Origin of the sequence: Tenacibaculum lutimaris (assembly GCF_003610735.1) — a bacterium.
Taxonomy (GTDB): Bacteria; Bacteroidota; Bacteroidia; order Flavobacteriales; family Flavobacteriaceae; genus Polaribacter; species Polaribacter lutimaris.
In genome coordinates this window covers 48,297-60,894 of record NZ_RAQM01000010.1, presented here as the reverse complement: position 1 = coordinate 60,894, position 12,598 = coordinate 48,297, and the positions used below count along the sequence as shown (strand labels likewise).

Genomic DNA, 12,598 nt, shown 5'->3' with positions numbered 1-12,598 from the left:
TCAAAATTTATAATTATGTCAAGCGTAAAAAATTTAAAGAAAGATATCAACTATACACTAGGAGACATTATCAGTATCTGTCAAATAGCTACAGAGTTAAACCCTGAAGTTAAAAAAGCAGAAGCAGATGCTATTGTTGATGAGGTTATTGTAACTTTTGATGATTTAATTTCAAAAGTAAACGCAAAAAATGTTGAGAATAAAAAGGCTCACTACAAATCAGTAAGTGCTGAATTAGAGTCTAGAGCAAATGCTTTAATAGAGAAAGTAAACAGCTTATAAGTAATGTTATAAGTAGAGAATTATAAAAGCGAGATGATGGTCTCGCTTTTTTTTTTGATAAATTTTAACACCTGTTAAGAATATAATTTCGTAAATTACGTTCAGATATAAAACAACTTTAACCCCAATAATAATATGGCAAGAGCTATGTATGAGTACACGAAAACTGTACTTCAAAAGGTTAGTTTTAACGCAGATCTGTTTTGTAAAGAGTTAGAAAAAGCTCTAGGGAGATTACTTCCTTATGAAATAGATGAACTAACCATTTGGCTAAGACAATTTACAGCTAATAAACCTGATTTGTATGTTTGTTTAGCTTTAGTTGATAAAAAATAAAAAAGGAGGCAATTTTGCCTCCTTTTTTATTTTTTATCTTCTTTCTTTTCACCTTTAAGCTTACGTATAAGTTTACGGTGGAATTCGTATTCAGCAACTTCAAGGCGAAGTATTTTTTTATAGGGTAGAATTTTAGTCAGCTTAGAGTAAAATTCATTTTTAGTTTCGTATTGTTCTTTAGAAACAGCGTTAATTTTTTCAATTATTTGTTTAGACTCACTTTCTGATAAATTATCGAGACCTCCATCGGCCATGATTCTTTTTTTAATACTGCGTCGTTCGTCTCTATGCAGTTGCATCATTTTTTTGTCATATACATTGTATAAAGGCCAAAATTTTTCAGCTTCTTTTTCTGTTAAATCTAATTTTTCAGTAAGAAAAGCTACTTTAAATGCGCGAATTTTTTCGGAATCTCCTTTTCTTGTTTGGGCTTGGGTAACCAAGTTACCTATAAGTAAAAACAAGAGTAAAAGTATGTTTTTTTTCATCTTATTCTATATCGTTTAAGGGTGTTGTACTATCAAGTAAATAATTTTCTAGACTTTCATCGCTAATAGAAGCGAATAAGTCGTCTTCAATATCAGAAGTATTTATAGCTGTAGCTAGTTCTTCTGTATAGGTCTCTCCATATCCGTTTTCGAACCAAGATTCAATGTCAGTAATGGTAATATCATCAAAAGTTGTTTTTTGAGTGCTTAAATAATTAATTCCGATAAAAAGTAATACTGAAGCAGCAGCAGCCATTGGTATGTATTGAAAAAATCGTTCTTTAAGCGAAATGATTTTTATGTCTTTGTTTTTTTCAGAAGCTAATCTTTTAAAAATAGAATTGTCTATGCTTTCAAAATAATTGGTAGGAGTTATATATGCTTTTTCTTTAGGTAAACTATTTACAAAATTTATAAAAGAAAGGTTTTCTTCTACTTTTTGAAAATAATTTTCAGGAGTAGAAAAACCAGTGTTTTTACCAACTTTTTGGTTTAAAAAATCTATGCTATGTTTTAACTCTTTGTTCATTACTTTAGTAAGACTATGTTTTAGTTAAAAGGTTTAATTATAGTTTTTTATAAATTTCTCAATCTTTTTAACGGCGATATGATATGAAGCTTTTAAGGCGCCTACAGAGGTTTCTAAAACATTAGAAATCTCTTCATATTTCATTTCTTCAAAATACTTCATATTAAAAACTAACTGTTGCTTTTGAGGTAGTGTTGCAATTGCTTTTTGTAAAATTAGCTGTACTTCATCTCCTGTAAATAATAGGTCACTGTCTAAGCTTGAAACTAACTGTTGTTGATAATCATTAATATCAATGTTTTTTTCTTTAGCTTTTTTATTGATAAAAGTGATAGCTTCATTAGTTGCAATTCGATACATCCAAGAGTATAGTTTACTATCTCGTTTGAAACTGTCTATATTTTTAAAAACCTTAATGAAAGTATTTTGTAAAACATCATCAGCGTCATCGTGAGAAATCACAATTTTTCGGATATGCCAGTACAATCGCTCTTTATATTGCGATAATAAATGCCTGAAAGCAGTCTCTTTTGTTTTAGACTGCTGCAATTGATCTATAAGAGTAATTTCGTCAATCAACTAAAGATAGTTTAGTTGTTAGACTTTAAAGATAGTAAAAGGTTTAAAAAGGCAGAAAATAATTATTTCAATCTTTTTGTATACCCGAATAAACGTTTTTCTTTAATGGTTTGAGAAACTCCTTTAGGAAGCATGTCTTCCCATCCATCTTCACCGTCTTTAATCATTTGTAGTACTTTTCTAGAGAAAATATGTAAAATTTCAGGGTTGAAATCTTTAATATCAATAAGTCTACCATTATTTTTAAAGAACTTATAAAGCTCTTTCATTCTTGGGTGTACTTTTAAATTTTCACTAGTAATGAACTCTTCTGTTTCTTCATCCTTGTATGGATACATATAAACTTTAAGGTCTCGATAAAATAATTTACCAAAAGCTTCAAGAATACCACCACTTAAATCTCGGTAATACTTCTCGTCAAAAATTTGAATAAGATTATAAACTCCCATAGCTAGCCCCATACGTTCTTTGGTGAATTCACTAAAGTATTCTACCAATCTAAAATACTCTTGATAGTTTGTAATCATTACATTTAAGCCTAAAGAACAAAGTAGTTCAGCTCTGTCAAGGAAATCACGTTCATTAATTTCACCTTCAGCACGAAGATTACTTAAGGTTATTTCAAAGATTATTTTTGTTTTTTCAGGATCTACTTTTTTCTCTTCAAAGAACAACTGTTTAGAGCGCTCAAACATATCCATGTTTACTTTAGTAACAGGACGGTAGCTACCACGTAGTGCTAAAATATTTTTTTTGTAAAGTACTTGGGCAGGTAACATGTTGTTTCCATCAGGGCCAAACATAACGGCATTAGTCATCCCGTTTTTAACAAGTTGTAAACTCATTAAACGATTGTCTACATACATAAATCGAGGTCCAGAGAAATTAATCATGTCAATTTCTAAGCGATCTTTATCAATATTATCATAAAAAGATTTTAATAAATCTTTAGGGTTGTCATTTAAATAGTAAGCTCCATAAATAAGGTTAACCCCTAAAACACCGAGAGTTTCTTGTTGTTGACGAGCATCTGTTTCTTTAAAACGAAGGTGTAAAACAATTTCATTATAATCTTCTAAAGGATCTAGTTGAAAACGAATACCAACCCAACCATGGCCTTTAAACTTTTTAGAGAAGTTTATGGTTGCTACAGTGTTAGCGTAACTAAAAAATAGTTTGTCAGGATGTTTTTGACGGGTAAGGCGTTCCTCAATCAAATCCATTTCATGTTTCAACATCTTCTTTAATCGAGGTTCCGTAACATAACGGTTGTCTTTTTCAATACCGTAAATGGCATCAGAGAAATCTTTATCATATGCACTCATTGCTTTTGCTATGGTTCCTGAAGACCCACCAGCCCTAAAAAAGTTACGAACAGTTTCTTGACCAGCACCAATTTCAGCAAAAGTTCCATAAATGTGAGCGTTTAAATTAATTTTTAACGCTTTCATTGTCGTAGTTGGTACCGTATTTATTTTTTGATCTCCTTTTAACGTAATTGCCATTTTCTAGTTTTTTGTTACGTATTACAAATGTACTGAAATTAGGAACGAACAGACAATTTTTGTTGTACTTTTGTAGTAGAAATGAAGGAAAAAAATCAATTAAAAATAACTTTTTTAGGAACAGGAACATCAACAGGAGTTCCAATGATTGCAAGTAAACATCCAGTAGCTTTGTCTAGTAATCCGAAAGATAAGCGGTTACGTTCTTCTATTTTAGTGTCTTGGAATAATATCAATTACGTAATTGATTGTGGACCTGATTTTCGTCAGCAAATGATAAGGGAAGAAGTACAATCTATTAACGGGATTTTATTTACTCACGAACATGCCGACCACATTGCAGGATTGGATGAAATTCGCCCGTATTGTTTTCAAATGGGATCTGTTCCAATTTATTTATTAGAGCGAGTTCTGAATGTTTTAAAAAAGCGTTATGATTATGTTTTTGCTACTGAAAACAGGTATCCTAGTGCACCAAGTGTGGCGCCAACAGTTATTTCACATCGAGAAAATTTTATGTTGGATGGAGTAGAGGTGACTCCTATTGAAGTGATGCATGGAAACTTACCAATTTTAGGATACCGTTTTAATGATGTAGCTTATATTACAGACATCAAAACAATTTCAGAAGAAGAAAAAAAGAAATTAGAAAATTTAGATGTTTTAATTGTAACAGGTTTACGAAAAGAACCACACAATACACATTTTAATTTAGAAGAGTCTTTGCGTTTTATTGAAGAAATTAAACCTAAGAGAACCTATTTAACACACATAAGTGAATTGTTAGGGTTGCATGATGAGGTGCAAAATGAGCTTCCTGAAAATGTGTTTTTAGCTTATGATGGATTGAAAATTAATAGTAAACAAAACATTTAATTTATCAATACCAGTATCAATATTAATTACCCAAAGTAATTGATGAATTTAAAATTGCTTCTTATTTTTACCATAAATATTTATTGAATGAAGATTATTATTTCACCTGCCAAATCGTTAGACTTTGAAAATAAGGCAACGACAGATGTTTATACACAACCAAGATTTTTAGAGCAATCTGAAAAGTTAAATAAGAAACTAAAAACTATTTCTAGAAAAAAGCTAGGAGAGTTGATGAAGATTTCTGATGATTTAGCAAGTTTAAATTATGATAGAAACCAAGAATGGCAGCCTCCTTTTACACTTGATAATGCAAAACAAGCAGTTTTCTCTTTTACGGGTGAAGTGTATAGAGGTATTGATGTAAATTCCCTTTCTCAAGATAAAATTCCTGCATTACAAGATAAGTTAAGAATCTTGTCAGGTTTATATGGGTTATTAAAGCCGTTGGATTTAATTCAGCCTTATCGTTTAGAAATGGGGACTAAATTAAAAGTAGGAAGAGCAGACAACTTGTACAAGTTTTGGGATACTACTTTGGCAGAGTCTTTAAATGAAGAATTGACAGATAATGAATTGTTAATAAACTTAGCAAGTTCAGAATATTTTAAAGCGCTTCCTAAAAAAGTTTTGAAAGTACCAATGATTACTCCTGTATTTAAAGATTTTAAAAACGGACAGTATAAAACTATTATGACCTTTGCCAAAAAAGCACGTGGATTAATGGTACGTTATATAATTGATAATAACATTGAAACATTAGAAGAATTAAAAGGTTTTGATGTGGATGGATATGGGTTTTCTCAAGACATGTCTACCGAAACGGAATTAGTATTTACAAGATAAATGAAACTGAAAAAAATTGCTAGGTTTTTTCTTATAGTAAGCTTACTAATAGTTGCTGTTATTTATTTTTCTAACAGAATTATAGAAAATAATGGAGAAGGAAAACTATTTAATTCTACAGAAAATATCCCTAAAAATAAAGTAGGATTGTTGCTAGGAACTGTAAAGTATCTTTCAGATGGTAGAGTAAACTTATATTATCAATTTCGTTTGAATGCAGCTGTGGAATTATATAAATCAGGAAAAATCGACTTTATACTTGTAAGTGGAGATAATGGTTCTAAAGGATATGATGAACCTACCGATTTTAAAAATGATTTAATAGCATTGGGTATTCCTGAAGATAAAATATTTTTAGATTATGCCGGTTTCAGAACGTTAGATTCGGTTGTACGAGTTAAAGAAATTTTCGGACAAACTTCAGTAACAATTATCTCTCAACAATTTCATAATGAGAGAGCTTTGTATTTAGCTAAACATTTTGATATTAATGCAGTGGGGTTTAATGCTAAAGGAGTTTCCGGAAAAAAAGCGTTAAAGGTTCAGTTAAGAGAATATCTGGCAAGAGTAAAAGTATTTGTAGATATTCTCTTAGGTGTTAATCCTAAGTTTTTAGGAGAACCAATTAAGATAGTGTAATGCTAACAATCTGCTAAACGTACCGTAACTGCTAAACCACCTTCAGAAGTTTCTTTATAGTTTCGATTCATGTCTTTAGCAGTTTCCCACATGGTATCAATTACTTTATCTAAGGGAACTTTAGATTCTTTAGGATTGGTTTCTAAAGCTAATTCAGCAGCGTTAATTGCTTTGATAGCTCCCATAGCGTTACGTTCGATACAAGGTATTTGAACCAATCCACCTATAGGGTCACATGTAAGCCCTAAATGATGCTCCATAGCTATTTCAGCAGCTACTAAACATTGAGATGGTGTTCCTCCTAACAACTCGGTTAATGCAGCAGCAGCCATAGCTGATGAAACACCAATTTCAGCTTGACAGCCACCCATAGCAGCTGAAATAGTAGCATTTTTCTTAAAGATACTGCCTATTTCTCCTGCAACTAATAAGAATTTTTTAACGTGTTCAAAATCTGCATCATGGTTTTCAATTACTAAATAGTACATTAAAACGGCAGGAATTACACCAGCACTTCCATTGGTTGGAGCAGTAACCACCCTTCCTAATGCGGCATTTACTTCGTTTACTGATAAAGCTAAACAACTTACCCATTTTAAAATTTCACGGAATTTAACTTCAGTACCTCGAATGGCAGTTATCCATTCTTGTTGATTGGTGTATTCAGCATCTTTAATTAGTTTTTGATGTGTTTCAAACGCACGTCTCTTTACGTTTAATCCACCAGGTAAAGTACCTTGTGTATGACAACCTATATACATGCACTCTAACATTGTATTCCAAATACGGTGTAGTTCTTTATCAATTTCTTCAGCAGAATTAATTACCAATTCGTTTTGATAAACAATGTCTGAAATATTTAAACTCTCTCTTTCACAATAGGCTTCAAGCTCAGTAGCTCTGTTTATTGGAAAAGGGAAGTTTTGTTTGTTAATTTCAATGTCTTCTGCTAAATGATCATCTTCTTGTACAATAAAACCACCACCAATAGAGTAGTAGGTTTCAGTAGAAATTTCTTCACCTTGAGCATAACCTCTAAAGGTCATTCCGTTTGCATGAAAAGGGAGAAATTCTCGGTTGAATTTTACAGAATCTTTTAAAAATGGAATGTTTCTTTCGTTGTTGAAAAACAACTGTTCTTTATTTTGAATATCGCTAATAATAACGTCAATACTTTCAATAGGAACATATTCTGGATCAGCTCCACTTAATCCTAATAAAACAGCTAAGTCAGTCGCGTGTCCTTTTCCTGTTAAAGAAAGAGAACCGTACAAGTCTACTTTGACTTCTTCAATTAAAAGAAATTCATTAGTTTCTTTTAATTTTTGTATCCATTGTTGTGCTGCTCTCCAAGGACCTAAAGTGTGAGAGCTAGAAGGTCCCACCCCAATTTTAAGCATGTCAAAAACGCTAATAAACTGCGACATAAGTATAAGTTGTTTGTTGGTGGCTAAAATAAAAAAATCCTGTATTCAAAAGTAAATACAGGATTTAATTTTTATTTAAAAAAGACGTATGTATTACATTCCGTAAACAGACTCTTTGTCAAATTTCTTAACTAACATGTAGTACACTACTGCACGGTATTTGTTTCTTTCAGATCTTCCAATTCTTTCCATTACTTCATCAATGGCTTTGTCTAAAGCAGGACTATCGTCTAATCCTAATTTTTTCATTAAGAAGTTTTTCTTTACTGTTTCTAACTCTTTAGAATCGCTACCAGATACTGTTTCAGCATCATTTTTGTAAATAGAAGGACCTAAACCTTTAGTTACTGCGGTTAATAAATCGGTGTTTGAACGGATATCTCTATCGTCCATAAATTTCTTATAAAGTGCTACTTTTTCGTCAAATTTACTCATGATTTTTTGTTTAAAATTAGATGTTAAATTCTCTTGAATTTTTTAATTCTTTCAAATATAGAAAAATAATTGGTTCTTTCAAATATCTTAGAGTTAATAAGCTCTTAACGTATATTTTGTTAATTAAATTGTTGAAAACAATTAGTTTTTTTGTTAAAAGGGTATTGTTCTTGTAGTAACTTTAATGTGAATTCAAATCTTTAGCCTATGTCATTATCAAAATTTGAATCTATGTTGAAAACCAATGAAGTATATTTTTTTGATGCAGTCGAGTTTGAAACAATCGTAGAGCATTATTTAAATATAGGAAAACAATCATTGGCTAAAAAGGCAGTACAACTAGGGTTGGAACAGCATCCTTCTTCAATTCAATTAAAATTAATGAAAGTAGAAATTTTAATTTTTGAAGATAAATTGCCGGAAGCAATCAAGATGCTATCTAACATAGAAGCAGTAGAACCTCATAACGACGAGGTGTTTATTCAGAAGGCTATTATCTTATCTAAAAAGAAAAAGCATACAGAAGCCATAGCAATCTTAAAAGAGTCTTTGCAGTATATTGAAGATCCTGCAGATATCTGGTCTATGATAGGTATGGAATATTTATATCTAGATGATTTTGAAAATGCGCGTTTAAACTTCGCAAAATGTATTGAGGTAGATTATGAGGATTATTCTTCGCTATACAATATTGTGTATTGTTTTGATATGGAAGAAAACCACGAAGAAGCAATACGATTTTTAAATGCTTATTTAGATAGAAATCCCTATTGTGAAGTAGCGTGGCATCAATTAGGAAAGCAATATTTTGAGTTGGGAATGTTTAAAGAAGCATTAACAGCTTTTGATTATGCGGTACTTATTGATGATAGTTTTATAGGAGGATACTTAGAAAAAGCAAAAACCTTAGAAGAGTTAAAACGTTATGAAGAAGCTATAGAAAATTATTCGGTAACATTAGAACTTGATGATCCTACAGCTTATGCTTATGTAAGAATAGGTGAATGTTATGAAAAACTAGATAATGTTAATGCAGCTATAAGCTTTTATAAAAAAGCAGTACACGAAGATCCGTTGTTAGATCGTGGGTGGATTTTATTAACCAATGCTTGTTATAATCAAGAAAATTATCAAAAAGCATTGCACTACATTAATAAAGCAATCCAAATAGATGAAGGTAATGTACTGTATTGGAGACGATATGGTGATATTAATTTAAAACTAGGTTTTTATGAAGAAGCTGTTAAAGCTTTTAATACATGTTTAGCACTTGGTGATAGAGAAATTGAGATTTATGTAGCATTAGCAGATATTCTGTTGTTTTTAGGTGAGTTTAATGAAGCATTAATTACTTTAATAAAAGCTAAAAAGACATATAAAGAATTTGCTGAAATTGAATATAGGCTTTGTGGTTTATTTATGATTTTAGGAAAGGAAGAATATAGTTTAACCCACCTACAAAGTGCTTTAGAAATCGATTTTGAGTATCATACCATCATAAAAGAGTTATATCCTACTGTTTTTGATAGTGAAAAAGTACAAGATGTTGTTTCTAAATACAATAAAGCAATACAGTAAATAAAATTATTTTTTTTAAGTATAAGAGCTGGTTTTTTAACTGGCTCTTTTTTATTGTAGTAATGAAAGATTACAGTTGGTTTCATTTTTTTGACTTAAAGTAACCAAATAAAATGAAACGTTTAATTTTAATTAAAATGCAAAAATGAATTTGTTGTTTTTTATTAAAAAATGACTAAAATTGAGTAAATTTGATATTCGTTTTATGAGAAAAATAAAAAAAATAGCAGTGATGACTTCTGGAGGGGATGCTCCAGGAATGAATGCCGCGATACGATCTGTTGTAAGGACTTGTGCCTATTATCGTACAGACTGTATGGGGATTTATAGAGGGTACCAAGGATTGATAGAAGGAGATTTAATTCCTTTAACCGCTAGGAGTGTAAATAATATTATTCATAAAGGAGGAACGATATTAAAATCGGCTCGATCAAAAGATTTTAGAACTAAAGAAGGAAGACAGAAAGCTTATGAAAGCTTAAAAAAGAATAATGTAGATGCTTTAGTAGTAATCGGAGGAGATGGTTCTTTTACAGGAGGAGTGATTTTTAACAAAGAGTTCAATTTCCCTATTATAGGAATCCCAGGAACAATAGATAATGACATTTCAGGAACAAGTCATACGCTTGGTTACGATACAGCCTTAAATACAGCTGTAGAAGCTATTGATAAGATTAGAGATACAGCTTCTTCTCATAATAGACTTTTCTTTGTTGAGGTTATGGGGCGTGATGCTGGGTTTATAGCATTAAATGCAGGTGTTGGTGCAGGAGCTGAAGAAATTTTAATTCCTGAAGAAGATTTAGGGTTAGAAAGAATGTTAGAATCGTTAAAGAAAAGTAGAAGATCAGGAAAATCATCAAGTATAGTAGTAGTTTCAGAAGGAGATAAAACTGGAAAAAATGTATTTGAATTGGCCGATTATGTAGAGGAAAATTTACCTGAATATGAGGTGAGGGTTTCTGTGTTAGGACATATGCAAAGAGGAGGTTCTCCATCTTGTTTTGATAGAGTTTTAGCAAGTAGGCTAGGTGTAAGTGCTGTTGAATTATTACTTGATGGAAAAACAAATTTGATGGTAGGGTTGAAAGATAATAAAGTAATTTCTACCGATTTAGAAAAAGCAATCAAAGGTCAACATAATATTGATACCGAATTATTACGCGTATCTGATATTATGACCACTTAAATATGAATATAAAATTTTAAATAATGATAAAAATAGGAATTAACGGATTTGGAAGAATTGGTCGATTAGTATTCCGTTCTGCAATAAAAAGAGACAACATTCAAGTTGTGGCTATTAACGATTTGTTAGATGTAGATTATTTAGCCTATTTATTGAAGTATGATTCTGTTCATGGACGTTTTGAAGGAGATGTTGAAGTAAAAGATGGAAACTTAGTTGTAAATGGACAAACAATAAGAATAACTGCGGAAAGAAATCCTGAAAATTTAAAATGGAATGAAGCCGGAGCAGAGTATGTAATTGAATCTACAGGTTTCTTTACAGATAAAGATAAGGCAGCAATGCATATTACAGGAGGAGCGAAGAAAGTAATTATTTCAGCGCCTTCTAAAGATGCTAATATGTATGTTATGGGGGTAAACCATAAAGAATTAACAGCTGATGAAAATATCTTTTCAAATGCTTCATGTACAACAAATTGTTTAGGCCCATTAACAAAAGTAATTCACGATAACTTTGGGTTAAAAGAAGGTTTGATGACTACGGTTCATGCAGCAACATCAACACAAAACACGGTTGACGGACCTAACAAAAAATGGAGAAGAGGACGTTCAGTAGTTAACAATATTATACCTACATCAACAGGAGCAGCAAAAGCTGTAACAAAGGTTATTCCAGAATTAGAAGGTAAATTAACAGGTATGGCTGTTAGAGTTCCTGTAGCGGACGTTTCTTTAGTAGATTTAACGTTTAGAACAGAAAAAGCGACTTCGTTAGAGGAGATTTTAAAAGCTTTAAAGGATGCTTCTGAAGGTGAGTTAAAAGGGATTTTAGGATATACTGAAGATGAGGTAGTGTCACAAGATTTTGTTTCAGAAACAAGAACATCAGTAATTGATGCCGATGCTTGTTTAGAGTTAAACGAAAACTTTTTCAAGGTAATTTCTTGGTACGATAACGAGTTTGGATATGCTACTAAAATTGTAGATTTATTAGAGTATTCAGCTTCTTTATAAAAGCATAAAATATTTTGTAATATTGTATTCCCGCTTTTTGCGGGAATACTTTTTTAAACACTATTTATGGAAATAGCAATTATAGCACATGATGGAATGAAAGCTGAAATGGTTCAGTTTTTAAACGAACACAAAGAAGTTTTACACCAAAAAAGAATTCAACTTATTTCTACGGGAACAACAGGAGAAAAAGCAGAAAAAGCAGGTTTTGAAGTAACAAAGTTTTTATCAGGGCCTATTGGAGGAGATGCACAAATTGCTGGTAGAGTAGCGGAAGGAAAATGTCAAATGGTATTATTTTTTAGAGACCCTTTAGCAAAGCATCCACATGAACCAGATATTTCTATGTTAATGCGTTTGTGTGATGTTCACGATGTACCGTTAGCTACAAATCCATCAACAGCAGAATTATTAATCAAAGCGATATAATAAAAAAATCCACTTTCAAAAAGTGGATTTTTTATTTATTCATGTTTTTAAGATTGGCTTACTTAACAGCAATCATACTAATTTCTACATTTACAAACTTAGGTAAGTTAGCAACTTCTACTGTTTCACGAGCAGGAGCAGTGGCATCATCAAAATACTCACCATAAACAGCATTAATTTTTGAAAAGTTATGCATGTCTGAAATGAAAATAGAAGTCTTAATAACGTTTTCAAATGTCATTTCAGCAGCAGCTAATACTTCTTTCATGTTTTGCATTACTTGTTTTGTTTCTGCTTCAATAGAATCTAAAACTAACTCACCAGTTTCAGGGTTAATAGCAATTTGCCCAGAAGTGTATAAAGTATTTCCACTAAGTACAGCTTGATTATATGGTCCAATTGGAGCTGGAGCTTTATCAGTTGTGATTATTTTTTTCATTTTAG

At 31.4% G+C, this 12,598-nt stretch carries 16 protein-coding genes; 9 read left to right on the top strand and 7 right to left on the bottom strand.

The window, feature by feature from the left end; all coding sequences use genetic code 11:
• Positions 1-15 precede the first annotated feature (15 nt).
• Together C8N26_RS10560 and C8N26_RS10555 are read left to right on the top strand one after the other, a co-directional pair.
• Positions 16-282, top strand: coding sequence for a hypothetical protein (locus tag C8N26_RS10560; protein ID WP_028891032.1), 267 nt, complete (start codon positions 16-18; stop codon positions 280-282).
• A gap of 135 nt (positions 283-417) precedes the next feature.
• On the top strand, positions 418-618 hold the full coding sequence (locus C8N26_RS10555) for a hypothetical protein (protein WP_028891033.1): 201 nt from the start codon (positions 418-420) through the stop codon (positions 616-618).
• A 26-nt stretch (positions 619-644) separates the two neighbouring features.
• Here the strand turns inward: C8N26_RS10555 and C8N26_RS10550 are convergent, their stop codons facing one another.
• The 4 genes from C8N26_RS10550 to C8N26_RS10535 all read right to left on the bottom strand — a co-directional run bounded on the left by C8N26_RS10550 (position 645) and on the right by C8N26_RS10535 (position 3,719).
• Complete coding sequence (locus tag C8N26_RS10550; RefSeq protein WP_120187265.1) at positions 645-1,106, bottom strand: sensor of ECF-type sigma factor; 462 nt, start codon at positions 1,104-1,106, stop codon at positions 645-647.
• Between the two features lies 1 nt (position 1,107).
• The gene (locus tag C8N26_RS10545) at positions 1,108-1,635 is read right to left on the bottom strand and encodes a hypothetical protein (protein WP_120187264.1); all 528 of its coding nucleotides are present in this window, start codon (positions 1,633-1,635) and stop codon (positions 1,108-1,110) included.
• A 33-nt stretch (positions 1,636-1,668) separates the two neighbouring features.
• The gene (locus C8N26_RS10540) at positions 1,669-2,214 is read right to left on the bottom strand and encodes an RNA polymerase sigma factor (protein ID WP_120187263.1); all 546 of its coding nucleotides are present in this window, start codon (positions 2,212-2,214) and stop codon (positions 1,669-1,671) included.
• A gap of 62 nt (positions 2,215-2,276) precedes the next feature.
• Positions 2,277-3,719: a TonB-dependent receptor gene (locus tag C8N26_RS10535; RefSeq protein ID WP_120187262.1), complete on the bottom strand. Its 1,443-nt coding sequence runs from the start codon at positions 3,717-3,719 to the stop codon at positions 2,277-2,279.
• An 81-nt stretch (positions 3,720-3,800) separates the two neighbouring features.
• Between C8N26_RS10535 and C8N26_RS10530 the strand changes: the two genes are divergently transcribed.
• The 3 genes from C8N26_RS10530 to C8N26_RS10520 all read left to right on the top strand — a co-directional run bounded on the left by C8N26_RS10530 (position 3,801) and on the right by C8N26_RS10520 (position 6,080).
• Entirely contained in the window at positions 3,801-4,595 is a 795-nt protein-coding gene (locus C8N26_RS10530) for an MBL fold metallo-hydrolase (protein WP_120187261.1), read from the top strand.
• A gap of 87 nt (positions 4,596-4,682) precedes the next feature.
• Positions 4,683-5,441: a peroxide stress protein YaaA gene (gene yaaA / locus C8N26_RS10525; protein ID WP_120187260.1), complete on the top strand. Its 759-nt coding sequence runs from the start codon at positions 4,683-4,685 to the stop codon at positions 5,439-5,441.
• Complete coding sequence (locus C8N26_RS10520) at positions 5,442-6,080, top strand: SanA/YdcF family protein (RefSeq protein ID WP_120187259.1); 639 nt, start codon at positions 5,442-5,444, stop codon at positions 6,078-6,080.
• A 2-nt stretch (positions 6,081-6,082) separates the two neighbouring features.
• On the opposite strand, the gene C8N26_RS10515 is transcribed toward C8N26_RS10520, so the two are convergent.
• Positions 6,083-7,507, bottom strand: coding sequence for an L-serine ammonia-lyase (locus C8N26_RS10515; RefSeq protein ID WP_120187258.1), 1,425 nt, complete (start codon positions 7,505-7,507; stop codon positions 6,083-6,085).
• A 93-nt stretch (positions 7,508-7,600) separates the two neighbouring features.
• A complete protein-coding gene (locus C8N26_RS10510) occupies positions 7,601-7,942 on the bottom strand; it encodes a DUF2853 family protein (RefSeq protein ID WP_120187257.1) in 342 nt (113 codons plus the stop codon).
• Positions 7,943-8,149: 207 nt separating this feature from the next.
• On the opposite strand from C8N26_RS10510, the gene C8N26_RS10505 reads away from it, so the two are divergent.
• From C8N26_RS10505 to C8N26_RS10490, 4 genes are all read left to right on the top strand, one after another.
• Complete coding sequence (locus C8N26_RS10505; protein WP_120187256.1) at positions 8,150-9,520, top strand: tetratricopeptide repeat protein; 1,371 nt, start codon at positions 8,150-8,152, stop codon at positions 9,518-9,520.
• 205 nt (positions 9,521-9,725) lie between these two features.
• Positions 9,726-10,709, top strand: coding sequence for a 6-phosphofructokinase (pfkA, locus tag C8N26_RS10500; protein ID WP_028891044.1), 984 nt, complete (start codon positions 9,726-9,728; stop codon positions 10,707-10,709).
• A 23-nt stretch (positions 10,710-10,732) separates the two neighbouring features.
• On the top strand, positions 10,733-11,725 hold the full coding sequence (gap, locus tag C8N26_RS10495; RefSeq protein WP_120187255.1) for a type I glyceraldehyde-3-phosphate dehydrogenase: 993 nt from the start codon (positions 10,733-10,735) through the stop codon (positions 11,723-11,725).
• 66 nt (positions 11,726-11,791) lie between these two features.
• On the top strand, positions 11,792-12,154 hold the full coding sequence (locus tag C8N26_RS10490) for a methylglyoxal synthase (RefSeq protein ID WP_120187254.1): 363 nt from the start codon (positions 11,792-11,794) through the stop codon (positions 12,152-12,154).
• Positions 12,155-12,212: 58 nt separating this feature from the next.
• On the opposite strand, the gene C8N26_RS10485 is transcribed toward C8N26_RS10490, so the two are convergent.
• On the bottom strand, positions 12,213-12,593 hold the full coding sequence (locus C8N26_RS10485) for a Rid family detoxifying hydrolase (protein ID WP_099216251.1): 381 nt from the start codon (positions 12,591-12,593) through the stop codon (positions 12,213-12,215).
• Positions 12,594-12,598 lie beyond the last annotated feature (5 nt).

Bases quoted from the DNA above. Each gene is read 5' to 3' on its own strand.
- C8N26_RS10530 (WP_120187261.1), top strand. From the start codon at position 3,801: ATGAAGGAAAAAAATCAATTAAAAATAACTTTTTTAGGAACAGGAACA.
- C8N26_RS10510 (WP_120187257.1), bottom strand. From the start codon at position 7,942: ATGAGTAAATTTGACGAAAAAGTAGCACTTTATAAGAAATTTATGGAC.
- gap (WP_120187255.1), top strand. From the start codon at position 10,733: ATGATAAAAATAGGAATTAACGGATTTGGAAGAATTGGTCGATTAGTA.
- C8N26_RS10560 (WP_028891032.1), top strand. From the start codon at position 16: ATGTCAAGCGTAAAAAATTTAAAGAAAGATATCAACTATACACTAGGA.
- C8N26_RS10490 (WP_120187254.1), top strand. From the start codon at position 11,792: ATGGAAATAGCAATTATAGCACATGATGGAATGAAAGCTGAAATGGTT.
- C8N26_RS10550 (WP_120187265.1), bottom strand. From the start codon at position 1,106: ATGAAAAAAAACATACTTTTACTCTTGTTTTTACTTATAGGTAACTTG.
- C8N26_RS10520 (WP_120187259.1), top strand. From the start codon at position 5,442: ATGAAACTGAAAAAAATTGCTAGGTTTTTTCTTATAGTAAGCTTACTA.
- C8N26_RS10505 (WP_120187256.1), top strand. From the start codon at position 8,150: ATGTCATTATCAAAATTTGAATCTATGTTGAAAACCAATGAAGTATAT.
- C8N26_RS10515 (WP_120187258.1), bottom strand. From the start codon at position 7,507: ATGTCGCAGTTTATTAGCGTTTTTGACATGCTTAAAATTGGGGTGGGA.
- pfkA (WP_028891044.1), top strand. From the start codon at position 9,726: ATGAGAAAAATAAAAAAAATAGCAGTGATGACTTCTGGAGGGGATGCT.
- C8N26_RS10545 (WP_120187264.1), bottom strand. From the start codon at position 1,635: ATGAACAAAGAGTTAAAACATAGCATAGATTTTTTAAACCAAAAAGTT.
- C8N26_RS10555 (WP_028891033.1), top strand. From the start codon at position 418: ATGGCAAGAGCTATGTATGAGTACACGAAAACTGTACTTCAAAAGGTT.
- C8N26_RS10535 (WP_120187262.1), bottom strand. From the start codon at position 3,719: ATGGCAATTACGTTAAAAGGAGATCAAAAAATAAATACGGTACCAACT.
- C8N26_RS10485 (WP_099216251.1), bottom strand. From the start codon at position 12,593: ATGAAAAAAATAATCACAACTGATAAAGCTCCAGCTCCAATTGGACCA.
- yaaA (WP_120187260.1), top strand. From the start codon at position 4,683: ATGAAGATTATTATTTCACCTGCCAAATCGTTAGACTTTGAAAATAAG.